Raw genomic sequence first — 24,199 nt, forward strand, 5'->3', positions numbered from 1 at the left:
AGTACGTTCTATCCCGCCCAGTCCTGTTCGCCCTTGCGTGCCCGTACACTTCGGGGCCACGGCGCCGCCCGGCGCGTTCTATCGAAGGATACCCATGAGCGAGTTGCTTTCCGAGGCCGCCCTCGACCAGCTGTTCCGCGAGGCCCGCACCTACAACGCCTTCCTGGACAAGCCGGTGAGCGACGAGGTGCTGCGCCAGGTCTACGAGCTGGCCAAGTTCGGCCCCACCAGCGCCAACTCCTCGCCGGCGCGCATCGTGTTCGTGAAGTCGGCCGAAGCCAAGGCCAAGCTGGAGCCATTCCTGTCCGAAGGCAACCGCGCCAAGACCATGAAGGCGCCGGTCACCGCCATCGTCGGCGTCGACCACGAGTTCTACGAGCACCTGCCGCGCCTGTTCCCGCATGCCGATGCGCGCAGCTGGTTCGTCGGCAACCAGCCGATGATCGACACCACCGCATTCCGCAACGCCACCCTGCAGGGCGCCTACCTGATCATCGCGGCGCGCGCGGTGGGCCTGGACTGCGGCCCGATGTCCGGCTTCGACAACGCCGGCGTGGACAAGGCGTTCTTCGCCGATACGCCCAGCGTGAAGTCCAACTTCCTGATCAATCTCGGTTACGGCGATGCCAGCCGCGACCTGTTCCCGCGCAACCCGCGCCTGTCGTTCGAGGAGGCGTGCCGCATCGCCTGAGCGCGATGCGTCCGCCTTTAACCGCAGCCCCCTCTTCCACGGAGAACTACCCATGCGTGCACTTCGTTACCTCGTTCTCGCCGGCCTGATCGGCGCCGCCGTCACCGCGCAGGCCGACCCGGTCACCTACAAGCTCGACCCGGGCCACACCAATGTGCTGTTCAGCTGGAACCACTTCGGCTTCTCCAACCCGACCGCGAACCTGGGCCTGGGCGAAGGCACCCTGGTGTTCGACGAGAAGGACGCAGCCAAGTCCTCGGTCGAAGTGACCCTGCCGCTGGCCAACCTGGACACCCACGTGTCCAAGCTGGACGAGCACCTGAAGAAGCCGGATTTCTTCGACGCCGACAAGTTCGCCAACATCACCTTCAAGAGCACCAAGGTGCAGTCGCTCGGCGGCGGCAAGTACAAGGTGACCGGCGACCTGACCGTGCACGGCGTGACCAAGCCGGTGGTGCTGGACGCCAAGCTCAACAAGAGCGGCGTGCACCCGATGCTGAAGGTGCAGACCGTGGGTTTCGACGCCAGCACCACGGTGAAGCGCTCGGATTTCGGCATGGGCGCCTACGTGCCGAACGTCAGCGACGAGATCAAGATCCACATCACCACCGAGGCTTCGGTGCCGAAGGCGGATTGATGCATGCCGGCGCCGTTCGCGGCGCCGCATGAAAAAAGCCCGCGCCGTGATGGCGCGGGCTTTTTCTTGGTGCCGCTGGCGGAAGTTCAGTTCTTGCTGACGCCTTCGTTCTTCAGCGACTCCAGCTTGCCCAGGTCCACGCTGTTGACGGCGTCCTTGAGCTGGTCGATCTCCGCGTTGCCGCTGGCCTTCACCGAGAAGCGCTGGCCGACCACCACGGTGTAGTCGCCGGTCTTGTTGACCTTGTCCCAGGACTCGTGCACCAGGCGGCCGTCCTTGCTGTAGGTCTTCTCGTAGCCGTTGTCGGTCTGCTGCTCGGACTCGGCGGCGAAGGCATTGGCCACCGCCATCATGCCCTTCATGCTGCCGGTGTCGGAGATTTCCAGCTCGATGTTGCGGCTGCCGTCGCCGTACTGGCCGTGCGCGACGGTGATCTGCACGCCCACGCCGGCGCTGCGCTCGGCCGACAGGCTCTGGCGCTTGAGGCCCCCGGCGCTGTCGGGCAGGAAGGCCTTGATCTGGTCGGCCGACAGCGACTGCACGTTGCCGTCGTTGCCCATCATCTTGCTCATCGCGGCCTGCTGGGCGGAGGTGTCGCCGGACTTCTGCGCGGCCTCCAGCTCCTTGCTGGCCTGCTCGGCGCGCGCACCCATCTCGGCCAGCTTGCCGGCCGCGCTGTCCTTGTCGACGGTGACGCTGCCGTTGTCGCCGCTGAGGGTGACGTGGCCGCCGCTCATGGCGGCGCCGGTCAGTGCCGCGGTGCCGACCACGCCGGCCACGATCATGCTGACGATCCAGCCCAGCACGATGCCGATGATGATGCTCACGGCCGTATAGCCCGCCGTCTTCTCCACCGGGCTTTGCATGGTGGCCGACAGGCCCAGGTAGAGCAGGTAGATCGAGTAGATGCCGCCGGCGATGGCGATCAGCCAGCCGATCCAGGGCAGGATCACCGCAGCGCCGGCGACCCAGCTGGCGGTCCAGGCATAGGCCACGGCTTTCAGCGCCTGCACCGGCTCTTTCTGGCCGCCGAAGCTCGGCGCCAGCGCGTTGACGATCAGCGACATCACATAGACCAGCACCAGCGACAGCACGTACTGCAGCACCATGCCGGCCAGGCCGGAGCCGAACGGCGCGCGCCAGGTCATGCCCATCAGGCTGACGCCGATCAGGCTGTTCTTGATGAAGCCGGCGACGGCCGGCAGCGCGGCCAGCACCAGGATGTAGCTGGTATAGAGGCCCTGCACGGTGGCCGGCTCCGCGGCGATGACCGGCCATTCGGTCTTGGGCGTGGTGAGGATCGCCCGCGCGCGGGCCATGATCTTTCCGAAATCCATTGGATGTTCCCCTTCAAGCTGGATGGTGCGGCGGTGGTCCGCCGGGGCAGCCGATGATGCCGCCGCCCGATGACAATCGGCCCGGAGCCGGTTCACAGCATGTTTCTTCCCTGTGCCCGCCGCGCCGGCCGGGCGGTGCAGCCTGCTACCATTGTCGGCCCGATGTCCAGTCTGGAGCTTGATCCCATGCCCGCTTCCCCCGCCGAGCCCGCACGGCAGATTTTGGCCAATGCCGAAAATCGTTATGAAGTGACGCGCAAGGACCTTCCCTTGTCCTGCCCGCTGCCCGGCATGGCGCTGTGGAACTCGCACCCGAAGGTGTACCTGCCGATCGTCGAGGACGGCGGTGAATCCAGCTGTCCCTACTGCGGCGCGCGTTACGTCCTGAACGACTGAACCGGCCGGGGCCAGGCAAGGCACCGCATCGAACTTCAGGCGGCAATCGGCACGATTGCTGCTTGTCCCCAAGGATGAAGGCTTTACTCGAACCGTCCATGTCCGCCGTTGCCGCGCCAGCCCGGTCGCTGACCGTGGTCCAGCTGATCCCGGCCCTGCAGTCCGGTGGGGCCGAGCGGTCGGCGCTGGAAGTCGCGCGCGCGCTGGTGCAGGCCGGTCACCGTTCGGTGGTGATCTCCGCCGGCGGCCGCCTGGCCGGCCAGCTGGGAGCCGAGGGCAGCGAGCACATCAGCCTGGACATCGGCCGCAAGTCGCTGCGCACCCTGCTGCGGGTGGGCGCCCTGCGCCGCGTGCTGGCGCAGCTGAAGCCGGACATCGTGCACGCCCGCTCGCGCCTGCCGGCCTGGCTGGGCTGGTGGGCGATCCGCGGGCTGCAGCCGCGCCCGCATTTCGTTACCACCGTGCACGGCTTGAATACGCCCGGGCGCTACAGCTCCATCATGCTGCGCGGCGAGCGGGTGATCGCCGTCTCGCAGACCCTGCGCGACTACGTGCTCAGCCACTACCGCTGGCTGGAACCCTCGCGCGTGCGGGTGATTCCCCGCGGCATCGACCCTGAGGCATTTCCGTACGGCCACCGTCCGGACGATGCCTGGCAGAAAGCCTTCTTCACCGAATTTCCGCGCCTGGCCGGCGCGCCGCTGCTGACCCTGCCGGGCCGCGGCACGCGGCTGAAGGGCCATCACGACGCCGTCGAGCTGATCGCGGAACTCAAGCGCCGCGGCATCGACGCGCGCCTGCTGCTGCTGGGCGTGATCGAGCCGGGCCGCGAAGCCTACGTGGCCGAGCTGCGCGAGCTGATCAGCGCGCGCGGCATCGAATCCCAGGTGGTGCTGACCCCGCCGCGCAACGACGTGCGCGACATCTACGCCGTGTCGGCGCTGGTGCTGCAGCTGTCGAACAAGCCCGAATCCTTCGGCCGCACCGTGGTCGAGGCGCTGTCGCTGTGCCGCCCCGTGCTGGGCTATGCCCACGGCGGCGTCGGCGAGCTACTGGCCGAGCTGTATCCGGCCGGCCGCGTGCCGGTCGGCGACCGCGAACGCCTGGTGGAGCGCGCGGCCGAGCTGCTGCGCGTGGCGCCGCCAATCCCAATGCTGCAGAGCTACCGCCTGTCGGACATGCAGCAGGCCACGCTGGCGCTGTACGAGGAAGTGGTCGCCGGCTGACTCGCTCGTCATTCCGGCCTGCGCCGGAATGACGAGCAGGGTGGCGGCTCGCCTACAATGCCCCGGCTTTTCCTACCGGGTTCCCGCATGCCTGTTCTCCCTGCGCTCAAGGCCGCCCTGCGCTCGCCGCTGTTGCCGTTCTGGCTGGTGATCGCACTGCTGCCGTTCGGGCGCAGCTCGGAGCTGGGCACCTTCCTGTGCCTGCTCGGCGTCGTGCTGCTGTTCGCGCGGCATCCGCGCGCGCTGGGCGAGCATGCCGGCGCGCGGCTGCTGCTGTGGCTGCTGGGCGCGTATATCGGCGCGGCGCTGCTGTCGTGCTTCGGGGCGGTGGCGCCGGGCAAGAGCTGGTCGACGGTGGCGGCGCTGCTGCGCTACGTGCCGCTGGGGCTGTATGCGTGCTTCGCCATCCGCCGCGCCGGCAAGCTCGATGCGCTCTATGTCGCCGTCGCCGCCGTGCTCGCCGTGTGGGTGCTGGATGCCTGGGTGCAGGCGCTGACCGGCTGGAGCCTGGGCGGGCATGCGGAGCAGGAGCGCGTGTCCGGCATCTTCGGCGCCGACAATCTCAAGCTCGGCCCCGCGCTCGCCGTGCTGGCGCCGTTCGCGCTGTGGGCCGCGCGCTGGCGCCGGGGGCGGCTGGGGCTGGTGCTGGCCGCGCTGGCCCTGCTCGGGCCGGTGCTGCTCTCAGGATCGCGTGCATCGTGGCTTACCTACGCGCTGGTGGTGCTGGCCTTCGCCTGGCGCGAGGCCGGCTCGGCCAGGCGCTTCGTGCTGATCTGCTGCGCCGGCACCCTGGTCGCCGCGGCCGCCGGCGGACTGGCATGGAAGACCTCGGAGCGTTTCCACGCGCGCATGGAAAAGACCTTGCTCGCCTTCCGGGCGTCGGACCACGCGGTGGATATGGCGCTCAGCGGACGGCTGGATATCTGGCGCACCAGCTGGTGGATGTTCGAAGCGCATCCGCTCAACGGCGTCGGCGTGCGCGGCTATCGCTACGCCTATCGCCAGGTGGCGCCGCCGGACGACCACTTCGTGGCCACCGGCGAGAACTGCGGCGCGGGCGAGGGCGCCTGCCATGCGCACCAGGTGGTGCTGGAAGTGCTGAGCGAAACCGGCCTGGCCGGCCTCGCGCTGTGGCTGGCCGGCGCGGTGCTGGCGATACGCCGCTGGCATGCGGCGGGAGCGGCGGCGCGCGCCCGCGCATTTCCCGCCACGGTGGCGCTGGGCGTAATGCTGTTCCCGCTCAATACCCATCTGGCTTTCTATTCGGCGTGGTGGGGCCTGCTGTTCGCCTGGGTGCTGGGCCTGTGGTGCGCCAGCCTGTACGTGGCCGCGGAGGACGCCGATGGCGCGTGAGCCCCTGTCGGTGGTGCTGACCAGCTACAACAGCGCCGCCACGCTCGACGCCTGCCTGGCCAGCGTGCGCTGGGCCGACGAGGTGGTGGTGCTGGATTCGGGCTCCACCGACGCTACGCTCGCCATCGCCGCGCACTACGGCGCGCGCGTCGAGAGCCAGCCCTTCGCCGGCTACAGCGCGCAGAAGCAGGCGGCCATCGACCTGGCGCGGCACGACTGGGTGCTGCTGCTCGACTCCGACGAAGCCATGCCGGCGAACGCCGCGCAGATCATCCAGCACGTGCTCGCGCAGCCGGCGCATGCCGGCTACCTGCTGTGGCGCCGCGAATGGATCTTCTGGCAATGGCAGTCGCCGCGCAGCCGCCTCAATCACTATGTGCGCCTGTTCGACCGCCGCCGCGCGCGCATGAGCGGCCACCGCGTGCACGAGGAAGTCACCGTCGACGGCAGCGTCGGCGTGCTGGACCTGGTGATGGACCACTACGGCGAGCGCGATATCGCCGGCCGCGTGGACAAGGCCAACCGCTATTCCAGCCTGCAGGTGGCGGACCTGGCCGGCCGCCGCGCCAGCGGCCTGCGCCTGCGCATGCTCACCAATGCCTGGGCCGCGTTCTTCCGCTACTACCTGCTGCGCGGGCATTACCGCTCGGGCTGGGCGGGCTTTATCGCCGCACGCATCCACGCGTTCTATGCGTTCCTGAAGTACGCCAAGCTTTACGAGGCGACGCGGGCGGAGCAGAGGGAAACACGTATCCCTGCGCCGGAGCGCAAGGACGTTTAGCCGTCCATTGGCTTATGCCGCCCGGTCCAGCGGCCACACCTGGCCGCGCAGCGCCGTGATGAGCAGCCCGCAGGCCTCGCGCCGCAGCGCCTCGCGCTTGCGGAAGGCGGAGCGGTGCTTGCTCTCCACCTGGGTCTCGTCGCGCAGCGGCTCCTGCGCGGGCAGGGCGTAGAAGCCGTCGGTGAGCGGCTCGCCCTGGCATTCCTGCCAGAAGGCGTCGTAGTCGGCCTTGATCTTGTCCGCCTCGCCGGCGAACGGATGCGCCAGATTGGCGACGCCGCGCACGCGTTCGATGCCGTATTCGGCGGCGAAAGCCAGCAGCAGCGAGAACAGCAGATTCTTCGGGCGCAGGCCATGGCACTGCCTGGTCAGCTCGCGCACCGCTTCGCGGCCCAGCTCCGCCGACGCGCCCTGCATGCAGCCGATCAGCAGGCTGCTGCCTTCGTCGGCCACGGTGAACACCGCGGACGACAGCACCTGGTCATGGCTGTTGGTCAGGCACAGCGCCAGCTCGCCTTCGCGGCTGCGGCCGGTGGGGCGGCGCAGTTCGATGCGCAGCTCGCTGTTGTCCTTCAGCGTCAGCGCGCCAATGCGGTAGCCGCCGTGCAGATAGACGCCGTCGGCCATGTCTTCGGGCAACTGCACGAAGGCGAAGCGGAAATGATCGGCGACGATCTCCATCCGGCGCGCGCGGCCGAACCGGCGATTGATGTAATGGTGATGCCAACGCTCCAGCAGCCGCGGATCCTGCGCGAGGATCGCGCTGAGCCGCGGCGAGCCGTACACGAACTGCAGCCACGCGGATTGCCGCCGCGCCATGCGGGCGCAGCGCAGCAGGTATTTCAGCCCGGAGGCGATGCGTTTTGGTGCGGCGCCGCGCCAGTCATGACGATGGCGTAGCGAGCGCAAGAACAAACGAATGGACATGGCGCGCAAGAATGGGGAAACCGCGCATGCCTTGTACTTGAGCAGTCTGTCGCCTGCCTGTCGCGGCTCAATAAACTTCCGGGCTGTGCGGCGGGCGCGTCTTGAAGCGCTTGTGCACCCACAGGTATTGCTCGGGCGCTTCGCGCACCATCTGCTCGATGCTCGCATTCACGCGTGCGGTGTCGAACGCGGCGTCGCTGCTGGGGAAATCCTGCAGCGGCGCACCCAGGCGCAGTGCATAGCCGCGGCCGTCGGGCAGGCGGCGATGGAAGAACGGAACGACCAGCGCACCGGACAGGCGCGCCAGGTGATGCGTCGCGGTGATGGTCGCCGCCGGCACGCCGAAGAACGGCACGAAGACATTGTCCTTGCTGCGCATGTCCTGGTCGGGCGCGTACCACAGCGTGCCGCCGCTGCGCAGGTACTTCACCGTGCCGCGGATGTCGTCCTTGTCGAACATGGCGGCGGCGTAGTCCAGGCGCGCGCGCAGCACGGCCCATTCGAACACCGCCGAATCCATGCGCCGATACATGCCAGCGATGCGGATATGCCGCGACACCAGCCGCGCGCACAGCTCCAGATGCGAGAAATGCCCGCCGACCAGCAGCACGCCCTTGCCCTGCGCCCGCGCGGCTTCCAGGTGCTCCAGGCCTTCCAGCGTCACCGGCACGCGCTCGATCGCGCGCTCGGTGCCCATCCAGCCCAGCGCGAACTCCATCATCATCAGGCCGATGTCGCGCAGGTGCGCGTCCACCAGGGCGGCCCGCTCCGCCGCGGACAGCTCCGGAAAGCACAGCGCGATGTTCACTTCGGCGATGTGCCGGCGGCGCGAGGGGAAATGCTGGATCAGCACGCCCAGCCCGCGGCCCACGGCCATGAGCGCGTGGCGCGGCAGGCGCGCGACCAGTTTCAGGATGCCCACGCCCAGCCACGCCGGCCATTGGACCGGGGACAGCAGCTTGGCTTGGAAGGAGGGACGAGGTGCACCGGGCATGAGGGCCGCGATTGTAGCAAGAGCGCGGGCCGCGGCCGGGTGTTTGCCTGCCCCGCGCGGAGGCACTGGCTATACTGCCGCGCCTGCCCCTTCGAGCCCCGCCGTTGCGCTATCTCTACACCCTCGCGATGTACCTGGTGACGCCGATCATCGTGATGCGGCTGCTGGCGCGCGGCGTGCGCTACCGCGACTACCACCGGCGCTGGCGCGAGCGCTTCGGCTTCTACCGCGGCCCGACCCTGCGCGGCAGCATCTGGGTGCATGCGGTGTCGGTGGGCGAGGTGAATGCGGCCGAGCCCCTGATCAAGTCGCTGCGCGAGGCCTACGTCAATGCGCCGCTGGTGGTGACCACGGTGACGCCGACCGGCTCCGAGCGCGTGCGCCAGCTGTTCGGCGACAGCGTGTACCACGTGTACCTGCCGTACGACCTGCCGTTCGCGGTGTCGCGCTTCATGCAGCGGGTGCGGCCGCGGCTGGCGATCATCGTGGAGACCGAAATCTGGCCGAACCTCTACTTCGCCTGCAAGAAGCGCGGCATTCCGCTGATGATCGTCAATGCGCGCCTGTCCGAGCGCTCGCTGCGCGGCTACCGCCCGCTGCAGGGGCTGGTGCGCTCGGCGCTGAGCTGCGTGCGGCAGATCGCGGCGCAGTCGCGCACGGACGCGGCGCGCTACCGGCTGCTGGGGGTGGAGCCGGCGCGCATCGTGGTCAGCGGCAATCTGAAATTCGACATGCCGGTGCCGTATGCCGCGGTGCAGGCCGGCGAGGAACTGCGCCGGCAATGGGGCCATCTGCGGCCGGTGTGGATCGCCGGCAGCACGCACGAGGGCGAGGAGCTGCCTGTGCTGGAAGCGCACCTGCAGGTGCTCAAGCGCCTGCCGGACGCCTTGCTGCTGATCGCGCCGCGCCATCCGGAGCGTTTCAAGCTGGTGGAAAGCGCGGTGCGCAGCCTGGGTTTCAGCATGGCCACGCGCAGCGCCGACCGCGTGCCGACCGCTGCGCACCAGGTGTTCGTGATCGACGCCATGGGTGAGCTGATGCAGTTCTACGCCGCGGCGGACCTCGCCTTCGTCGGCGGCAGCCTGGTGCCGATCGGCGGGCACAACGTGCTGGAGCCGGCGGCGCTGTCGCGGCCGGTGCTGGTGGGGCCGCACACCTTCAATTTCGAGGAAATCACCCTGACCCTGATCGGCGAAGGCGCCGCGGTGCGCCTCAACGACGCCAGCGAGCTGGGCACCGCCGTGCTGCAGCTGCTGCGCGACGCGGAGCGGCGCAAGAGCATGGGCCTGCATGCGCAGGTGGTGTTCGACCGCGAGCGCGGCGCGGTGCAGCGGGTGATGGAGCTGATCGACAAGCAGCTGCAGGAATGAGCGGCTCGTTCAGGGCATGAAAAAAGGCCGGGCAATGCCCGGCCTTTTCGTTTGCGCGTGCTGAACCTGCTTACTGCAGCAGCGCGTTGACCGCTTCCAGGTCGGGCATGTCGATGGTGCCCGCCGACTGCTTCAGCTGCAGCTTGTTGAGGATGAAGGCGTGGCGCGCCTGCGAGTAGCTGCTCTGCGCCTGGGTCAGGGTCTGAATCGCGTTGAGCACGTTCAGCATGGTCTGGGTGCCCACGTCGAAGCCGGCGCGGGTGGCTTCCAGCGCCTTCTGGCCGGATTCGACCGAAGCGCGGTTCGCCTGCACCTGCAGGATGCCGGCGCCGACCGAGCGGTAGTAGTTGAGCGTGTCGCGCGAGACCTGGCGGCGGGTGGATTCCAGCGAATCCTGCGCCGCGTCGCGGTTGTAGATCGACTGGCGCACGCGCGACTGGGTGCCGAAGCCTTCGAAGATCGGCACCGACAGGGTCAGGCCGGCGGTGGTGCCCCAGCGGCCGTTGCCGGGGGTGACCAGGCCGCCGTTCTCGGCCCAGGCGTTGGTCTGGCCGCGGGTGACCGTGGCGTTGATGGTCGGCAGGTGGCCGGCGCGCGCCGTGTCGATGCTGTGCTCGGCCGCTTCCACGCTGTACTGCTGCGAGAGCACGTTCGGGTTGTGCTTGAGCGCCTCTTCCACCCAGGTGTTCGGGTCGGCCGGCGAGGGCGCGTCCATCGGCAGGTCGTCGCGCAGCTTCTTCAGCTCGGTGACCGGCTGGCCGGTGATCTGGCGCAGCGCTTCCTTGGCGTCGTTGAGCGAATTCTCGGCGGAGATGGTCTGCGCCTTGGCCAGCTCGTAGTACGACTTGGCCTGGTACACGTCGGTGATCGCGGCCAGGCCGACCTTGAAGCGCTGGTCCGCCTGCTCATAGGCCTGGCGGTAGGCTTCTTCGTTGGCCTTGTTGAAGGTCAGCGTGTCCTGCGCGGTGAGCACGCCGAAGTAGGCCTGCGTGACGCGCACGTACAGGTTCTGCAGCGCGGCCTGGTAGAGCTGTTCCTGCGCGTCGGACTGCGAGCGGGCGGTTTTCAGGCTCGTCCACTTGCTGATGTCCAGCACGCTCTGGCTCAGGGTGGCGTTCTCGGTGCGCGAGCGCGAATGGCCGCCGGCGGAGTCCTGGCTGTTGTTGCCGCTGTACTGGTTGAAGGTCAACCCCGCGCTCAGCTGCGGCAGCATCAGTGCGCGCGCCTGCGTGATGCCCTCGCCGGTGGCCTGGCGATTGGCGTCGGACTGCGCCAGCACCGGATCGTTAGCGCGGGCTTCTCGGTATGCATCCAGCAAATCCTCGCTGTGGCCGGACAACGGAAGCGCCGTCAGGGCCAGGGCAAGGGTCAGAAGCTTCAAACGCATGGGTTGCCTCTTGGGGAATGGGAAATCGGGTCAGGTCAGAAAACGAATTTGCGCGGCGGCTCGGCGTGCACCAGGTAGGGCAAGTCGGTCTCGAGGATGCTCTCCTCGCGATAGCGGCCTTCGCCCTCGTGGGTCAGCAGCACCATCTGCTGCACCGGCGACTCGCCGCGCACCGCCAGCAGGCGGCCGCCCGGCTTGAGCCAGCCGAGGAAACGCTGGGGAATTTCATACACGGCGCCGGTGACCACCACCGCATCGAACTGGCCGGCAGGCTGCCAGGCCTTGACCGCCTCGCCCGTGGCGAGCGTCACGTTGTCGATGCCCGCCTGCGCGATGCGCTGCGCCGCGGCGGCGATGAAGTCGGCATGGATATCGACGCTGGTGACATGGCCGGACAGGCTGGCCATGCAGGCGGTGAGGAAGCCCGAGCCCGTGCCGATTTCCAGCACGTGTTCCGTTTCCTTCAGCTCCAGCGCCTGCAGCACGCGGCCTTCCAGCACCGGCTTGAGCATGCTCTCGCCATGGCCTATCGGAAGGCCGACGTCGGCATAGGCCAGCGCACGATGCTCCGGGGCGACGAACTGGTCGCGGTGCAGGCGGCCGAGCACGTCGAGCACGCGCGCGTCCAGCACCTCCCAGGGGCGCACCTGGTTTTCCACCATGTTCTGCCGCGCCTGTTCGAAGTTCATCGCCATGGTCAGCCTACGTCCCGTGCAAAGTCGAAAAAAGGTCAGAAAGGATAAGCGCTTAGACCAGTCCCGACAATGTTCAAAAGCCTGGAGCTTGCCTGCTTCCCCACGAAGTGCCGGAAGTCACCGCGACGAGCTGACGGAAGTCATGCGCAGCGCGGTGTCCGCGGACACTCAAGCCGTCAGGCGACGGTTATCCGCCCGCTTGGCGGCGATGTCCACCGGCAGGCGTGCGAACGCATCTTCGGTCGCTTGTCCGAGCGCTGCATCCAGCAGCCGGATGCGCGGCAGCAGGGCCGGCTGCCGGCGGCTTTCCGCCGCGACCGCCAGCCAGGCCAGCCAGCGCGCGATGCGGTGGCGCTCGGGCGCATTCAGCGCGGCCAGCGCCACGCGCACGGCGAAAGCGCGGCGACGGGCAAGCGCCTGGCCATGCTCCAGCCACGCGGCAAGCATGCGCTGGGCATGGCGATAAGGGCCGCTGAGAGTGAGTTCTGCGATAGTAGAGGTCATGGGTCGGCCGTTCAGGACGGCGGTGGAAAATAAGTAAACCGGCGCGTATACTAAACCCCGGTTATTCCTTTGTGAAGGTGTAGAACGGCATGAACACGATCGCGCAAACCAAGCCCCAGGGTCCTGGCCGCCCTAAGGACATGGAGAAGCGCGCCGCGATCCTGGAGGCAGCCAAGGGCCTGTTCGTGCGCAACGCCTTCGCCGGCACCAGCATGGACGCCGTGGCCGCCGAGGCGGGCGTGTCCAAGCTCACCGTCTACAGCCACTTCGGCGACAAGGACAACCTGTTCCGCGAGGTGATCCGCGCGCACATCCAGGACCTGCTGCCGGAAGACACCTACCTGTACGACCCGGCCACGGAGATCAGCGACCTGCTCATGCGCGTCGCCATGACCCACGCCCACATCGACTGCGACCCGAAGAACGTCGGCACCTTCCGCGCCATCCTCAGCGACTGCCGCCAGGGCAATCCGCGCTACGGCAAGCTGCTGTGGGAAGAAGGCCCCACCCGCACGCACAAGCTGATGGAACGCCTGCTGGAACAGGCGGTTGACGACGGCAAGCTGGAGATCGAGAACGTCGCCCAGGCCAGCGTGCAGTTCCTGGCCCTGATCAAGGGCGACCTCGTGCTGCGCCGCATGTTCGGCTGCGACGGCTGCCAGGACGCCTTCGCCAGCGAGGTGGAATCGAACGCCCGCGCCGGCGTGTCCACCTTCCTGCGCGCCTACCTGCCGCGCTGAATCCCCCCTCTTCACGCCGCGTACTCGCCCGTATCCGGCGATTCGTGCTTGAATGTCAGCCTTCTGGAAGCGGGGGTGCCGACCACGGTCGGCTGAGAGAGTCCCTTCGAACCTGATCCGGTTAGCACCGGTGTAGGGAGCTTCGCCGCACGATCCCAAGCCTGCTGAACCCAGGCAGTTCGTGCCTCCGGCGCCGCCGCTTCGTGTTTCCCCGCCTCACGAAGGACGCCACGTCGATGAATGCCCAGCCCAACGATCTCGCGCGCGCCGCGCAGGAACTCTCCGAGGCCGTTACCCGGCCGATCCCCGGTTCGCGGAAGATCCACGTGCAGGGCAGCCGCCCCGACCTCCGCGTGCCGCTGCGCGAAATCTGCCAGGCCAGGACGCCCACCCTGTTCGGCGGCGAAGACAACCCGCCCGTCACCGTCTACGACACCTCCGGCCCGTACACCGACCCGAGCTACCAGGTCGACTTGGCCGCCGGCCTGCCCACCCTGCGCGCGGCCTGGATCGAAGAGCGCGGCGACGTCGAGCGCCTCACCGGCCTCAGCTCCGACTTCGGCCGCCAGCGCGCCGCCGACGCCAAGCTGGACCCGATCCGCTTCCGCCATCACCTGCGCCAGCCGCTGCGCGCCAAGGCCGGCGCCAACGTCACGCAGATGCACTACGCGCGCCAGGGCATCGTCACGCCGGAGATGGAATACATCGCCATCCGCGAGAACCAGAAGCTCGAGGCGCTGGCCGAGAGCGCGCTGCGCAACCAGCATCCGGGCCAGTCCTTCGGCGCCTCGCTGCCGCGCCTGATCACGCCGGAATTCGTGCGCGACGAAGTGGCCCGCGGCCGGGCGATCATCCCCGCCAATATCAACCATCCGGAAAGCGAGCCGATGATCATCGGCCGCAATTTCCTTACCAAGATCAACGCCAACATCGGCAACAGCGCCGTGTCCTCCGGCATCGCCGAGGAAGTGGAGAAGCTGGTGTGGTCGATCCGCTGGGGCGGCGACACGGTGATGGACCTGAGCACCGGCAAGAACATCCACGAAACCCGCGAGTGGATCATCCGCAACTCGCCGGTGCCGATCGGCACCGTGCCGATCTACCAGGCGCTGGAGAAAGTGGGCGGCGTGGCCGAGGAACTCACCTGGGAGCTGTTCCGCGACACCCTCGTCGAGCAGGCCGAACAAGGCGTGGACTACTTCACCATCCACGCCGGCGTGCTGCTGCGCTTCGTGCCGCTCACGGCCCGGCGCGTCACCGGCATCGTCTCGCGCGGCGGCTCGATCATGGCCAAGTGGTGCCTGGCCCATCACCGCGAGAATTTCCTCTATACGCACTTCGAGGAAATCTGCGAAATCATGAAGGCGTACGACGTGTCCTTCAGCCTCGGCGACGGCCTGCGCCCGGGCTGCGTGGCCGACGCCAACGACGCCGCCCAGTTCGGCGAGCTGGACACCCTGGGCGAGCTCACCCAGATCGCCTGGAAGCACGACGTGCAGACCATGATCGAAGGCCCCGGCCACGTGCCGATGCAGCTGATCAAGGAAAACATGGAGCGCCAGCTGGAGAAGTGCCACGAGGCGCCGTTCTACACCCTGGGGCCGCTGACCACCGACATCGCGCCGGGCTACGACCACATCACCTCGGCCATCGGCGCGGCGATGATCGGCTGGTTCGGCACCGCCATGCTCTGCTACGTCACGCCGAAGGAGCACCTCGGCCTGCCGAACAAGCAGGACGTGCGCGACGGCATCATCGCCTACAAGATCGCCGCGCACGCGGCGGATCTCGCCAAGGGCCACCCCGGCGCGCAGGTGCGCGACAACGCGCTGTCCAAGGCGCGCTTCGAGTTCCGCTGGGACGACCAGTTCAACCTGGGTCTCGATCCGGAAAAGGCCAAGGAATTCCACGACGAGACGCTGCCCAAGGACGCGCACAAGTCCGCGCACTTCTGCTCGATGTGCGGGCCGAAATTCTGCTCGATGAAGATCACCCAGGACGTGCGCGACTACGCCGCCGAGCACGGCGTCGACGAGACCGCCGCGCTGGACGAAGGCATGGCGGAGAAGGCCGCCGAGTTCCGCGAGCAGGGTTCGGAGGTCTACCACCGCGCCTGAGCCGCGAGGCGCTGGCCCGGCCGAAGCCGCGCGTCGCTGCGACGCGCGGCTTTTTTCTGAAGCGCCGCGCTGTCTCGCCGCGTCATCCCGCGCTACCTTTAGCGCGTTCATGCCCCGACCGGAGCCCGAGGAAATCCACCGATGCAAGCGACGGACCCGACCGCCAGGCCGAACCACGCCGTCTTGCGCGTGGCCTTGGTCGCGCTGGCCCTGCCCCTGCTGATCGCCTGCATCGCGCTGTGGTGGTGGGACCGCGAGCCGAACCTGGTCAACCCATCGACGCCGCCGCGCACCGAACAGGTGGCGATGAAGCGGCCGATGACCCCGGGAGCCGCCACCACCATCAGCGTGATACGCGCGGTGCAGGGCCTGGCCGGCCGGCATGCGCATCCGCTGCGCGGCCACCATCATCCACAGGGCGCGGACATGCAGGACACGCCCGGCTGGGAGCGCGGTTCGCTGATGGCCTCGCGCGATCTGCTGCACGCCCTGCGCGAAGACTTCGCGCGGCCGCAGGCGCCGCTGATGGAAGACAAGGACCTGGCCGCCGCCGACGCGCTGCTCGCCAGCCGTCCCGGCCACCTGCCGCTGCGCAGCGCCGAAAGCCAGTACCGCAAGGTGGCCGACCATCTGCTCGATTATCTCGACCGCCTGACCGACGACGACCCGGACAACGCGCATTTCTATCTCAGCGCCGCCGCGCTGGCCGACTACCTGGAAGTGGTCAGCGACCGCCTCGACACGCTGCAGGAGCGCCTGGCCGCCGGCATGATCCCGCCGCATCCCGGCGAGTTCACGCCGCCGCGCTGGCCCATCGTCGCCTCCGCCCTGGCCATGCGCCGCGGCGGCCTGCCGTGGCGCCATGCCGACGAGACCTTGTACGAAGCGCGCGGCTACACCACCACCCTGCTGACGCAGATGAAGGCGTTCCAGCACGACTTCGGCCCCACCCTGAAGAGCGAGCAGGCGAAGCAAGACCTGCGCGAAGCCATCCACGAGCTGGAAGCGCTGCAGTCCGGCCCCGCCAATCCGCTGGCGCTGGACGGTGCGCCGATGGTGCGCCTGCCCGAGCACGCGCTGGCGCTGGCCGACGCGGTCGAACGCATCGACGATGCGGTGTTCGATCTGTGCGAAGAGCTGCGTAAAGCCCCGAATCCGGCGTAGGCGTAGGTTGGGGTGAGCCGCAGGCGAACCCCAACAGACGTGCGGGCGTTCGCCACGTTGGGGTTCGCCTTTGGCTCACCCCAACCTACGCCGGTGTCATTGCCTCTGCGACGTAATCCAGAAAGCAGCGGATACGCGATGCCAATTGCGTATTGCGGTAGTACACCGCGTTGATCGGCTGGCGCACGTCCAGCGTGTCGCGCGCCAGCACCTGCACCAGCCGTCCCTCGGCCTGGTCCTGCGCGGTGAGGTAGTCGGCCAGGCAGGCGATGCCGTCGCCGGCCAGCGCGAGCTGGCGCAGCGTTTCGCCGCTGGAGGCGAGCAGGGTGGGCGCGATGCGCAGGCTGTCGCCCTGGGCGTGGCGCAGCGGCCAGTCGTTCAAGGTTTCGGTGAAGGTGAAGCCCAGCAGGCTGTGGCGCGACAGATCGCGCACATGGCGCGGCTGGCCGCGCTGCTTCAAATAAGCCGGGCTGGCCAGGATGCGCAGGCGGCTCAGGCCCAGCGGCCGCGCATGCAGGGTGGAATCGCGCAGCGCGCCGATGCGGATCGCCACGTCGGTGCGCTGTTCCAGCAGGTCGATGATCTGGTCGCTGGTGTTGAGTTCCAGCTCGATCTCCGGAAAGCGCGCGCGGAAGCCGCCGACCAGCGGCACGATCACGTGCAGCATGAAGGGCGAGGCCGCGTTCACGCGCAGGCGCCCGGCCGGTTTCTGCCGGCGCGCGGTCATCTCGTCTTCGGCGTCTTCCACCGCGGCCACGATCTGCCGCGCGCGGTCCAGAAAAAACCGGCCTTCCTCGGTCAGCTCCAGCCGCCGCGTGGTGCGGCGGAGCAGGGTGGTGTCCAGCTTGCCCTCCAGCCGGCTCAGCGAGCGGCTGATGCCGGAGACGGTCTGGCCCAGCTGCTCGGCCGCGGCGGTGATGGAGCCGGTGTCCACCACGGTCGCAAAGGTCTGCAACTCGTCCAAGCTGGTCTTCATTATTGCTTCCTGGGCAAGACTCTTTCGCTGTTTAGCAGGTTTTTCTGAAAGAGTCGCGTGCCGAAACTAGGCGCATCCTTTCAAAGATCCGGAGCGCAACCATGCCGCTTGCCCTGCTGGCGCTGACCATCAGCGCCTTCGCCATCGGCACGACGGAGTTCGTCATCGTCGGCCTCATCCCCACCATCGCGGGCGACCTCGGCGTCGGCCTGCCGTCCGCCGGCCTGCTGGTCAGCCTGTACGCGCTGGGCGTCGCGCTCGGCGCGCCGCTGCTTACCGCGCTCACCGGCCGCGTGCCGCGCAAGGCGCTGCTGCTGTCGCTGATGGTGCTGTTCACCATCGGCAACCTGCTGGCGTGGCAGGCGCCGGGCTACGAGGCGCTGGTGATCGCGCGCGTGCTCACCGGGCTGGCCCACGGCGTGTTCTTCTCGATCGGCTCGACCATCGCCACCAGCCTGGTGCCGAAGGAAAAGGCCGCCAGCGCCATCGCCATCATGTTCACCGGCCTGACCGTGGCGCTGGTGACCGGCGTGCCGCTGGGCACCTTCATCGGCCAGCACCTGGGCTGGCAGTCCACCTTCCTGGCGGTGTCGGCGCTGGGCGTGATCGCCTTTCTCGGCAGCCTGGCCTTCGTGCCGCGCGATATCCCGCACCAGGCGCCGGCTTCGCTGCTGCAACAGGCCGCCGTGCTGCGCCAGCCGCGGCTGCTGCTGGTGTATGCGATGACCGCGGTGGGCTATGGCGGCTCCTTCGTCGCCTTCACCTTTCTCTCGCCGATCCTGCAGAACGTCACCGGTTTCAGCGAAGGCGCGGTGAGCCTGGTGCTGCTGGTCTACGGTGTGTCGGTGGCGGTGGGCAATCTGTGGGGCGGCAGGCTGGCCGACCGGCGCGGCCCAATCGGCGCGCTGAAAGTGATCTTCCTCGGCCTGGCCGCCGTGCTCGGCGTGCTCACTTTCACCGCGCACGTGCCGTGGCTGGCGCTGCTCACGGTGCTGGCCTGGGGCGCGGTGGCGTTCGGCAATGTGCCGGGCCTGCAGGTGTACGTGGTGCAGCAGGCGGAGCGTTATGCGCCGCAGGCGGTGGACGTGGCCTCGGGCCTGAACATCGCCGCGTTCAATCTCGGCATCGCCGGCGGCGCCTGGGGCGGCGGCTTGATCGTCGCCCACGTCGGCCTCATCCACACCGCGTGGATCGGCGCGCTGGTGGTATTGGGCGCGCTGGCGCTCACCGCCTGGAGCGGACGCCTGGACCGCCGCGACCCGCAGTTCGCCGCCATCGCAAGCCGCGCTTCGGCCTACGCGGGCGGCCATTGATTTCCTTTCCCTGTTACGGAGTCTCCCCATGAGCATCCCCGCCTTCGGCCTCGGCACGTTCCGCCTCAAGGGCCAGACCGTCATCGACTCGGTGCGCGACGCGCTCGATGTCGGCTACCGCGCCATCGACACCGCGCAGATCTACGACAACGAGGCCGATATCGGCCAGGCGCTGGCCGACAGCCAGCTGCCGCGCAGCGAGCTGTTCATCACCACCAAGATCTGGACCGATAACCTCGCGCCCGGGCGCCTGATCCCCAGCCTGCGCGAAAGCCTGCAGCGCTTGCGCACGGATCACGTCGAGCTCACCCTGATCCACTGGCCTTCGCCCAAGGGTGCGGTGCCGTTGAACGAATCGCTGGATGCGCTGCGCGAAGCGCAGGCGGCGGGGCTGACGAAGCAGTTCGGCGTGTCCAACTTCACCGTCGACCTGCTGCGCCAGAGCATCGATCTGGCTGGCGCCGCGAACATCGCCACCAATCAGGTGGAAATCCATCCTTATCTGCAGAACCGCAAGCTGGCGGAATTCGCCAAGGCGCAGGGTGTCCATCTCACGTCGTACATGACGCTGGCCTACGGCAAGGTGCTGCAGGATCCGGTGATCGTGGATATCGCCAGGCGGCACGGCGCGACGCCTGCGCAGGTAGCCTTGGCCTGGGCGCTGCGGCTGGGATATTCGGTGATTCCGTCGTCGACCAAGCGGGCGAATCTTGCCGGTAATCTCGAAGCGGAAAAGCTGAAGCTGGACGATGAGGATATGGCGCGCATTGCCACGCTGGATCGTGGGGAGCGTCTTGCCAATCCGGCGAGCCTGGCGCCGGCCTGGGACTGAAACGAGCTTGAGCCCCTCTCCCCCTGGCAGAGGGGTTGGGGTGAGGGTACGGGCGCAGCGCAAGAATGATGTGCATCGCTCCGGCCGGACCCTCATCCGGCTGCCGCCACCTTCTCTCCCACGGGGACTACCTTCGGGTCGCCGAAGGGAGAAGGGTTCAAGCTTGAGGAACTGAGTCCAGTTACTGCACCACCACCCGCGGCGACAGCAGCGCTTCCTGCCCAATCCTCCGCAGAAAATCCACGCGGATCCGATCCGCCACCGCCGCCACCACGGCCGCGCCGTCATCCGCCGGATCCACATGCACGCGGAACGGACGCTTGCCGAACGGCAGGTTGACGATGTCGACCATCGCATCCGCCACCGTGGCCACATCCGCATCCGCCGGTTCGCACGCGGCCAGGCCATGCAGGATCTCCTCTTCGAAACCCCGGTACGGACCTTCCGTGTATTGCGCCGCGCGCGCCTTGTCCGCCGGCGTGCCGGAATGCGCGAAGTGGTTGGTGCCCTTGGTGAACGCGCCCGGCACCATGATCGAGGTCTCGATGCCCCAGCGCGCCAGTTCGCCCGCATAGCTCACCGCTACCGAATCCATCGCCGCCTTGGCGGCGAAGTAGGGCGCGAGATACGGCGGCGTGCCGCCGCGCGTGCTGCTGCTGGACACCCACAGCAGCAAGCCCCGGCCCTGCCTGCGCAGCTGCGGCAGCGCGGCGCGGTTGACCCGCTGCGTGCCCAGCACGTTCACGTCGTAGAGCTGGGCGAACTGTTCCGGCGTAAAGGCTTCGGCGGGGCCGAACACCATATGGCCGGCGTTGTGCACCACCACGTCGAGGCGGCCGTGCGCGGTCACGATGTGCGCGATGGCGGCATCGGCGGAGTCCTGCGACTGCACGTCCAGCTCGACCGTGCGCAAGTCCACGCCATGCTCTTTCGCATAAGTCTTTACGGCTTCCACCTGCGCGGCATTGCGCCCTTGCGTATCGCGCATGCTGGCGTAGACGGTATGGCCGGCGCGGGCCATGGCGCGGGCGGCGAGCGCGCCGAAACCGCTGGAGGCGCCGGTGATCAGGATGATCTGCTGCATGGGGTTTCTCCTCGAATCGGGCTGTGGGGGTTTCAGACCATGCCGCCGTTCACGCGCAGCACCTGCGCGTTGACCCAGGCGCCATCGGGGCCGGCCAGGAAGGCCACGGCGCGGGCGATGTCGTCCGGCGTGCCCAGGCGCTCCATCGGCGCGAGGTTGGCGATCTGGGCGATCTGCTGTTCGCTCTTGCCCTGGTAGAACAGCTCGGTGCCGACCGGGCCCGGGGCGATGGCATTCACCGCGACGTTGCGGCCGCGCAGCTCGTTGGCCAGCACGTGCACCAGCCCTTCCACGCCCGCCTTGGAGGCGATGTAGGGGCCGTAGGTGGGGAAGGCCTTGCCGATCACGCTGGTGGACAGCGCAATGATCCGGCCGCCCGGCGGCACCCGCTGCGCCGCCTCGCCCAGCACCACGAAGGCGCCGCGCAGGTTGGTGCGGATCAGGCGGTCGAACTGCGCCAGGTCGCCGCCGGCGATCGGCAGGTTGCTCATGATGCCGGCGCTGTGCACCACCACGTCGACCGCGCCGGTGAGCTGGGCGGCGTCGTCGAACACGCGGCGCATGTCTTCCGGTTCGGCGACGTCGCCCTGCATGGCGGCGGCGCGGCCGCCGGCCTGTTCGATCTCCTTCACCACCTTGCCGGCGGTGGCCGGGTTGCCGGCGAAATGCACGGCGACGGCAAAGCCGTCCGCGGCTAGGCGCAACGCGATCGCGCGGCCGATGCCGCCCGAGGCGCCGGTGACCAGGGCTGTCTTCTGCTGCTGACTCATGGATGCTCTCCGAGGGTGACAGGTGGCCCGGGACCGGGCCGTGGGTTGGTGTGGGGAGCATTCTTTTGTTTTGACTGGCACGGATAAATCGCCAGGAACTGGCATATCTATTCGCCTATATTGAATAATCGGCCCCCATGGACCGCCTGGACGCCATGCGCCTGTTCACCCGCATCGTCGAGCTCGGCAGCTTTTCCCGCGCCGCCGACGAGCGCGGCCTGCCGCGCGCCACGGCCACCTACGCCATCAAGGACATGGAAGCCCGCCTCGGCACCCGCCTGCTGGAACGCACCACCCGCCAGGTGCGCCCCACCCTGGACGGGCAGGCCTATTACGAGCGCTGCGTGCACCTGCTGGCGGAACTGGAAGACGCCGAAGCCGCGCTTGGCCACACCGCCGCCAACCCGCGCGGCACCCTGCGGCTGGACCTGCACGGCGCGCACGCCACGCATATCGTGCTGCCGCGGATCAACGAGTTCCGCCAGCGCTATCCGCACGTGGAGCTGAAGATCAGCAGCGGCGACCGCCTCGTGGACCTGGTGCGCGAAGGCATCGACTGCGTGATCCGCGCCGGCACGCCGAAGGATTCCAGCCTGGTCGCGCGGCGGCTGGCGGTGATGCCGGAAGCGATCTGCGCGAGCCCGGACTATCTGGCGCGGCATGGCGTGCCGGTGAATCCGGAAGACCTGCTGCGCCATCAGGCGGTGGGATTCTTCGCCAGCGGGCGCGATCACAACTATCCGTTTGAGCTGGTGGTGGACGGGCAGTTGCGCGAGTACGAGCTGGCCGGGTGGCTGTCGGTCAACGATGCTTCGAGCTATCTGGTCGCCGCACAGCAAGGCTGCGGCTTGATCCAGCTGCCGCGCTATCGCGTGCAGGAGCACCTGGATGACGGCAGCTTGGTCGAGGTGCTTTCCGGCTGGCGCTCGCCCGGCTTGCCGGTGTCGGCGATGTATCCGTACCACCGCCAGCTGTCGCCGCGCGTGCGCGTGTTCGTCGATTGGGCGGCGACGCTTTATCGCGAAAAGTTCGGGGAGATGGGCTGATGCCGGCGGGGCTGCGGGAGTGGATCGCATACGCCGAAGGCGAAGTTTCCTTGCGCGAGCCGATGCGCTTGCGCGAACGGCTCGACGTGCTGGATCGCCTGGAGCTGCATGCGGAAAGCAGCGGCGACGCGGAACTGCTCATGCGCGCAGAGGCATTGCGCGCAAACTTCGAAGAGATCAACCGCGGCCTCTATGCCGCGCTTCGCCAGGACATCCGCGACGGAAAGAACGCGCTGGCGCCGTGGATCGATGCGCTGGAAGCCGCGCCCGAGGGCGATGGCTACGACGATCGCGACGATCTGGTCAGCGGCGTGCTGGCACTCGACGAGCCGGGCGACGTCGCGCCATTGCCGCCGGAAATGGTGTTCTACCAACCCACGCCGGCGCGGCATATCTTCGAACTGATTCGCCGCGCGGAGCTGAGCGAGCACGACATGGTGATGGATCTGGGTGCCGGCCTGGGCATCGTGCCCATGCTGGTTGCCATGACCACCGCGGCACGCGCTATCGGCGTCGAGCGCGAGCAAGCGTACGTGGATGCGGCGCAGCGGTGTGCGCAGAACCTCGGCGTTGGACGTGTTGCGTTCGAGTGCGGCGATGCGCGCGAAGCCGATTTCTCGAAAGCGACGCTGTTCTATCTGTACACGCCGTTTACTGGCGAGGTGATGCGTAGCGTGCTGGGTGCGATCAGGCGTGAAGCGGCGCACCGCCCCGTGCGCGTCGCGAGCTTTGGTCCATGCACCAAGGTGATTGCAGCCGAATCGTGGCTGCGCGCGGACGGCAAGGTCAGCACCGAAAGCCTCGCACTGTTCCAGTCGGCCTGAGCACCACCACGCCGGAATGACGGTGTAGGAAGTGCCGCGGCACCGCCCGGCCGTTGCCCATGTGCCAGAAGTACCAAGGCAGGCGGCAGCGTCAGCGCATACCATCCTCGCACTCCGGAGAACTCACGGTACTTGCCATGAAGCGTCCGCTGTCCGCCTTGCTCGCCATGCTGATACCGGTCTGCGCCGCGGCAAAAGAAGCACCATCGACGGTGCACCCATGGACTCCCGCCGGCGTCTCCAGCGACCTGTTCGAATCCCACCCCGCCTTCGACCCGCGCACCGGCGATCTCTACTTCGTGCGCAGTTCCAAGGAATTCAAAGGCTGGCGCATCCTCACCTCGCATTGCGATGGCAGGCAATGGTCGACGCCGGTGGATGCGCCGTTCGCGGCGCCGGGCGCGGAAGCCGATCCGTGGTTCACGCCGGATGGGCGCAGCATTTACTTCATCTCGACCCGCGCCACCGGACGCCAGAACAGCAAGGACCTGGATATCTGGCGCGCCGACCGCAACGCCGACGGCAGCTGGCAGAAGCCGGTGCGTTTGCCGGAACCGGTGAATTCCGGCGAGGCCGAGTGGTTCCCGCGCATGGCGCCGGATGGCTGGCTCTATTTCGGTTCGAACCGCGCCGGCGGCCTGGGCAAGAACGATATCTGGCGCGCGAAGGAAACCAGCCCCGGCCAGTGGACGGTGGAGAACGCCGGCCCCGCCATCAACACCGCGGGCGACGAATACGAGCCGCTGCCGTCGCCGGACGGCAAGCGCCTGATCGTGATGGCCGACGGCGGCTTGTACCAGTCGCACTGGGATGGCCACCGGTGGACGAAGAAGGAAAAGCTCGGCCCCGAGGTGAACGTCAACGGCAGCGAGATCGGCGCGGCGTTCTCGCCCAGCGGCAAGTCGCTGCTGTTCGCGCGCGACACGGGCGAGCCGGAGTCGGGCGAGTTCTTCGTGTGGCAGCCGCAGGGGGCAGAAGCCTGGCCGCCGATGTGCGGCCAGGCGAAGACTTCCGGCGCGGCGCGCCGGAAGTAAG

General features: G+C 68.2%; 24 protein-coding genes and 1 riboswitch. Of the genes, 15 read left to right on the top strand and 9 right to left on the bottom strand.

Translation table 11 applies throughout. The annotated features are described in order from the left end of the window. Positions 1–94: 94 nt before the first annotated feature. Positions 95–691 carry a malonic semialdehyde reductase gene (locus FHW84_RS10780; protein ID WP_167255281.1) on the top strand — a complete coding sequence of 199 codons (597 nt, stop codon included), beginning with the start codon at positions 95–97 and terminating at the stop codon, positions 689–691. Positions 692–743: 52 nt separating this feature from the next. After that, positions 744–1,328, top strand: a complete 585-nt coding sequence (locus FHW84_RS10785; RefSeq protein ID WP_167255283.1) for a YceI family protein — start codon at positions 744–746, stop codon at positions 1,326–1,328. An 86-nt stretch (positions 1,329–1,414) separates the two neighbouring features. Here the strand turns inward: FHW84_RS10785 and FHW84_RS10790 are convergent, their stop codons facing one another. Beyond that, positions 1,415–2,665 carry a Yip1 family protein gene (locus tag FHW84_RS10790; protein WP_167255285.1) on the bottom strand — a complete coding sequence of 417 codons (1,251 nt, stop codon included), beginning with the start codon at positions 2,663–2,665 and terminating at the stop codon, positions 1,415–1,417. A gap of 186 nt (positions 2,666–2,851) precedes the next feature. Between FHW84_RS10790 and FHW84_RS10795 the strand changes: the two genes are divergently transcribed. The 4 genes from FHW84_RS10795 to FHW84_RS10810 all read left to right on the top strand — a co-directional run bounded on the left by FHW84_RS10795 (position 2,852) and on the right by FHW84_RS10810 (position 6,421). Next, positions 2,852–3,061 (top strand): zinc-finger domain-containing protein, encoded by a 210-nt coding sequence (locus tag FHW84_RS10795; RefSeq protein WP_167255417.1) that lies wholly within the window; start codon positions 2,852–2,854, stop codon positions 3,059–3,061. A 98-nt stretch (positions 3,062–3,159) separates the two neighbouring features. Next, a complete protein-coding gene (locus tag FHW84_RS10800; RefSeq protein WP_167255287.1) occupies positions 3,160–4,287 on the top strand; it encodes a glycosyltransferase in 1,128 nt (375 codons plus the stop codon). Positions 4,288–4,374: 87 nt separating this feature from the next. Then, positions 4,375–5,640 (top strand): O-antigen ligase family protein, encoded by a 1,266-nt coding sequence (locus FHW84_RS10805; RefSeq protein WP_167255289.1) that lies wholly within the window; start codon positions 4,375–4,377, stop codon positions 5,638–5,640. After that, positions 5,630–6,421: a glycosyltransferase family 2 protein gene (locus FHW84_RS10810; RefSeq protein WP_167255291.1), complete on the top strand. Its 792-nt coding sequence runs from the start codon at positions 5,630–5,632 to the stop codon at positions 6,419–6,421. The genes FHW84_RS10805 and FHW84_RS10810 overlap by 11 nt, the downstream gene beginning before the upstream one ends. A 12-nt stretch (positions 6,422–6,433) precedes the next feature. Here the strand turns inward: FHW84_RS10810 and FHW84_RS10815 are convergent, their stop codons facing one another. Both FHW84_RS10815 and lpxL read right to left on the bottom strand, forming a co-directional pair. Further along, the gene (locus FHW84_RS10815) at positions 6,434–7,348 is read right to left on the bottom strand and encodes a DUF535 family protein (RefSeq protein WP_167255293.1); all 915 of its coding nucleotides are present in this window, start codon (positions 7,346–7,348) and stop codon (positions 6,434–6,436) included. A 67-nt stretch (positions 7,349–7,415) separates the two neighbouring features. Continuing rightward, positions 7,416–8,342, bottom strand: coding sequence for an LpxL/LpxP family Kdo(2)-lipid IV(A) lauroyl/palmitoleoyl acyltransferase (gene lpxL, locus FHW84_RS10820; protein ID WP_167255295.1), 927 nt, complete (start codon positions 8,340–8,342; stop codon positions 7,416–7,418). A gap of 104 nt (positions 8,343–8,446) precedes the next feature. Between lpxL and waaA the strand changes: the two genes are divergently transcribed. Beyond that, positions 8,447–9,712, top strand: coding sequence for a lipid IV(A) 3-deoxy-D-manno-octulosonic acid transferase (gene waaA / locus FHW84_RS10825; RefSeq protein ID WP_167255297.1), 1,266 nt, complete (start codon positions 8,447–8,449; stop codon positions 9,710–9,712). A gap of 70 nt (positions 9,713–9,782) precedes the next feature. On the opposite strand, the gene FHW84_RS10830 is transcribed toward waaA, so the two are convergent. The 3 genes from FHW84_RS10830 to FHW84_RS10840 form a co-directional block, all read right to left on the bottom strand. Next, complete coding sequence (locus FHW84_RS10830; protein WP_167255299.1) at positions 9,783–11,099, bottom strand: TolC family outer membrane protein; 1,317 nt, start codon at positions 11,097–11,099, stop codon at positions 9,783–9,785. Between the two features lie 35 nt (positions 11,100–11,134). Continuing rightward, positions 11,135–11,794: a protein-L-isoaspartate O-methyltransferase gene (locus tag FHW84_RS10835; RefSeq protein WP_167255301.1), complete on the bottom strand. Its 660-nt coding sequence runs from the start codon at positions 11,792–11,794 to the stop codon at positions 11,135–11,137. A 168-nt stretch (positions 11,795–11,962) separates the two neighbouring features. Further along, on the bottom strand, positions 11,963–12,298 hold the full coding sequence (locus FHW84_RS10840) for a hypothetical protein (RefSeq protein ID WP_167255303.1): 336 nt from the start codon (positions 12,296–12,298) through the stop codon (positions 11,963–11,965). Between the two features lie 89 nt (positions 12,299–12,387). Between FHW84_RS10840 and FHW84_RS10845 the strand changes: the two genes are divergently transcribed. The 3 genes from FHW84_RS10845 to FHW84_RS10855 all read left to right on the top strand — a co-directional run bounded on the left by FHW84_RS10845 (position 12,388) and on the right by FHW84_RS10855 (position 16,319). Next, complete coding sequence (locus tag FHW84_RS10845; protein WP_167255305.1) at positions 12,388–13,038, top strand: TetR/AcrR family transcriptional regulator; 651 nt, start codon at positions 12,388–12,390, stop codon at positions 13,036–13,038. Positions 13,039–13,099: 61 nt separating this feature from the next. Continuing rightward, positions 13,100–13,194: riboswitch (TPP riboswitch) on the top strand. Positions 13,195–13,274: 80 nt separating this feature from the next. Further along, complete coding sequence (gene thiC / locus FHW84_RS10850) at positions 13,275–15,155, top strand: phosphomethylpyrimidine synthase ThiC (RefSeq protein ID WP_167255307.1); 1,881 nt, start codon at positions 13,275–13,277, stop codon at positions 15,153–15,155. A 141-nt stretch (positions 15,156–15,296) separates the two neighbouring features. Next, positions 15,297–16,319, top strand: coding sequence for a DUF2333 family protein (locus FHW84_RS10855; protein ID WP_167255309.1), 1,023 nt, complete (start codon positions 15,297–15,299; stop codon positions 16,317–16,319). Between the two features lie 85 nt (positions 16,320–16,404). On the opposite strand, the gene FHW84_RS10860 is transcribed toward FHW84_RS10855, so the two are convergent. Beyond that, the gene (locus FHW84_RS10860) at positions 16,405–17,295 is read right to left on the bottom strand and encodes a LysR family transcriptional regulator (RefSeq protein ID WP_167255311.1); all 891 of its coding nucleotides are present in this window, start codon (positions 17,293–17,295) and stop codon (positions 16,405–16,407) included. A gap of 101 nt (positions 17,296–17,396) precedes the next feature. Between FHW84_RS10860 and FHW84_RS10865 the strand changes: the two genes are divergently transcribed. Continuing rightward, the gene (locus FHW84_RS10865; protein ID WP_167255312.1) at positions 17,397–18,608 is read left to right on the top strand and encodes an MFS transporter; all 1,212 of its coding nucleotides are present in this window, start codon (positions 17,397–17,399) and stop codon (positions 18,606–18,608) included. 28 nt (positions 18,609–18,636) lie between these two features. Next, a complete protein-coding gene (dkgB, locus tag FHW84_RS10870) occupies positions 18,637–19,440 on the top strand; it encodes a 2,5-didehydrogluconate reductase DkgB (protein WP_167255314.1) in 804 nt (267 codons plus the stop codon). Positions 19,441–19,621: 181 nt separating this feature from the next. On the opposite strand, the gene FHW84_RS10875 is transcribed toward dkgB, so the two are convergent. Together FHW84_RS10875 and FHW84_RS10880 are read right to left on the bottom strand one after the other, a co-directional pair. Further along, on the bottom strand, positions 19,622–20,524 hold the full coding sequence (locus FHW84_RS10875) for an SDR family oxidoreductase (RefSeq protein WP_167255316.1): 903 nt from the start codon (positions 20,522–20,524) through the stop codon (positions 19,622–19,624). Between the two features lie 32 nt (positions 20,525–20,556). Further along, positions 20,557–21,294 carry an SDR family oxidoreductase gene (locus tag FHW84_RS10880; RefSeq protein ID WP_167255319.1) on the bottom strand — a complete coding sequence of 246 codons (738 nt, stop codon included), beginning with the start codon at positions 21,292–21,294 and terminating at the stop codon, positions 20,557–20,559. Positions 21,295–21,431: 137 nt separating this feature from the next. On the opposite strand from FHW84_RS10880, the gene FHW84_RS10885 reads away from it, so the two are divergent. The 3 genes from FHW84_RS10885 (at position 21,432) to FHW84_RS10895 (ending at position 24,198) form a co-directional block, all read left to right on the top strand. Continuing rightward, positions 21,432–22,340: a LysR family transcriptional regulator gene (locus FHW84_RS10885; RefSeq protein ID WP_167255321.1), complete on the top strand. Its 909-nt coding sequence runs from the start codon at positions 21,432–21,434 to the stop codon at positions 22,338–22,340. Beyond that, complete coding sequence (locus tag FHW84_RS10890; RefSeq protein ID WP_167255323.1) at positions 22,340–23,164, top strand: hypothetical protein; 825 nt, start codon at positions 22,340–22,342, stop codon at positions 23,162–23,164. Before FHW84_RS10885 ends, FHW84_RS10890 begins: the two co-directional genes overlap by 1 nt. A 137-nt stretch (positions 23,165–23,301) precedes the next feature. Beyond that, on the top strand, positions 23,302–24,198 hold the full coding sequence (locus FHW84_RS10895; protein WP_167255325.1) for a PD40 domain-containing protein: 897 nt from the start codon (positions 23,302–23,304) through the stop codon (positions 24,196–24,198). Position 24,199 lies beyond the last annotated feature (1 nt).

This window comes from Dyella sp. SG562, assembly GCF_011759495.1.
In the GTDB taxonomy this organism is placed as follows: domain Bacteria; phylum Pseudomonadota; class Gammaproteobacteria; order Xanthomonadales; family Rhodanobacteraceae; genus Dyella_D; species Dyella_D marensis.

What these genes read in the sequence shown, in the direction of transcription:
- FHW84_RS10795 (WP_167255417.1), top strand. Translation starts at nt 2,852, where the DNA reads ATGCCCGCTTCCCCCGCCGAGCCCGCACGGCAGATTTTGGCCAATGCC.
- FHW84_RS10865 (WP_167255312.1), top strand. Translation starts at nt 17,397, where the DNA reads ATGCCGCTTGCCCTGCTGGCGCTGACCATCAGCGCCTTCGCCATCGGC.
- FHW84_RS10805 (WP_167255289.1), top strand. Translation starts at nt 4,375, where the DNA reads ATGCCTGTTCTCCCTGCGCTCAAGGCCGCCCTGCGCTCGCCGCTGTTG.
- FHW84_RS10810 (WP_167255291.1), top strand. Translation starts at nt 5,630, where the DNA reads ATGGCGCGTGAGCCCCTGTCGGTGGTGCTGACCAGCTACAACAGCGCC.
- FHW84_RS10855 (WP_167255309.1), top strand. Translation starts at nt 15,297, where the DNA reads ATGCAAGCGACGGACCCGACCGCCAGGCCGAACCACGCCGTCTTGCGC.
- FHW84_RS10830 (WP_167255299.1), bottom strand. Translation starts at nt 11,099, where the DNA reads ATGCGTTTGAAGCTTCTGACCCTTGCCCTGGCCCTGACGGCGCTTCCG.
- FHW84_RS10800 (WP_167255287.1), top strand. Translation starts at nt 3,160, where the DNA reads ATGTCCGCCGTTGCCGCGCCAGCCCGGTCGCTGACCGTGGTCCAGCTG.
- thiC (WP_167255307.1), top strand. Translation starts at nt 13,275, where the DNA reads ATGAATGCCCAGCCCAACGATCTCGCGCGCGCCGCGCAGGAACTCTCC.
- FHW84_RS10835 (WP_167255301.1), bottom strand. Translation starts at nt 11,794, where the DNA reads ATGGCGATGAACTTCGAACAGGCGCGGCAGAACATGGTGGAAAACCAG.
- FHW84_RS10780 (WP_167255281.1), top strand. Translation starts at nt 95, where the DNA reads ATGAGCGAGTTGCTTTCCGAGGCCGCCCTCGACCAGCTGTTCCGCGAG.
- FHW84_RS10885 (WP_167255321.1), top strand. Translation starts at nt 21,432, where the DNA reads ATGGACCGCCTGGACGCCATGCGCCTGTTCACCCGCATCGTCGAGCTC.
- FHW84_RS10840 (WP_167255303.1), bottom strand. Translation starts at nt 12,298, where the DNA reads ATGACCTCTACTATCGCAGAACTCACTCTCAGCGGCCCTTATCGCCAT.
- FHW84_RS10860 (WP_167255311.1), bottom strand. Translation starts at nt 17,295, where the DNA reads ATGAAGACCAGCTTGGACGAGTTGCAGACCTTTGCGACCGTGGTGGAC.
- FHW84_RS10880 (WP_167255319.1), bottom strand. Translation starts at nt 21,294, where the DNA reads ATGAGTCAGCAGCAGAAGACAGCCCTGGTCACCGGCGCCTCGGGCGGC.
- FHW84_RS10790 (WP_167255285.1), bottom strand. Translation starts at nt 2,665, where the DNA reads ATGGATTTCGGAAAGATCATGGCCCGCGCGCGGGCGATCCTCACCACG.
- FHW84_RS10785 (WP_167255283.1), top strand. Translation starts at nt 744, where the DNA reads ATGCGTGCACTTCGTTACCTCGTTCTCGCCGGCCTGATCGGCGCCGCC.
- FHW84_RS10890 (WP_167255323.1), top strand. Translation starts at nt 22,340, where the DNA reads ATGCCGGCGGGGCTGCGGGAGTGGATCGCATACGCCGAAGGCGAAGTT.
- FHW84_RS10845 (WP_167255305.1), top strand. Translation starts at nt 12,388, where the DNA reads ATGAACACGATCGCGCAAACCAAGCCCCAGGGTCCTGGCCGCCCTAAG.
- FHW84_RS10875 (WP_167255316.1), bottom strand. Translation starts at nt 20,524, where the DNA reads ATGCAGCAGATCATCCTGATCACCGGCGCCTCCAGCGGTTTCGGCGCG.
- FHW84_RS10815 (WP_167255293.1), bottom strand. Translation starts at nt 7,348, where the DNA reads ATGTCCATTCGTTTGTTCTTGCGCTCGCTACGCCATCGTCATGACTGG.
- FHW84_RS10895 (WP_167255325.1), top strand. Translation starts at nt 23,302, where the DNA reads ATGAAGCGTCCGCTGTCCGCCTTGCTCGCCATGCTGATACCGGTCTGC.
- dkgB (WP_167255314.1), top strand. Translation starts at nt 18,637, where the DNA reads ATGAGCATCCCCGCCTTCGGCCTCGGCACGTTCCGCCTCAAGGGCCAG.
- lpxL (WP_167255295.1), bottom strand. Translation starts at nt 8,342, where the DNA reads ATGCCCGGTGCACCTCGTCCCTCCTTCCAAGCCAAGCTGCTGTCCCCG.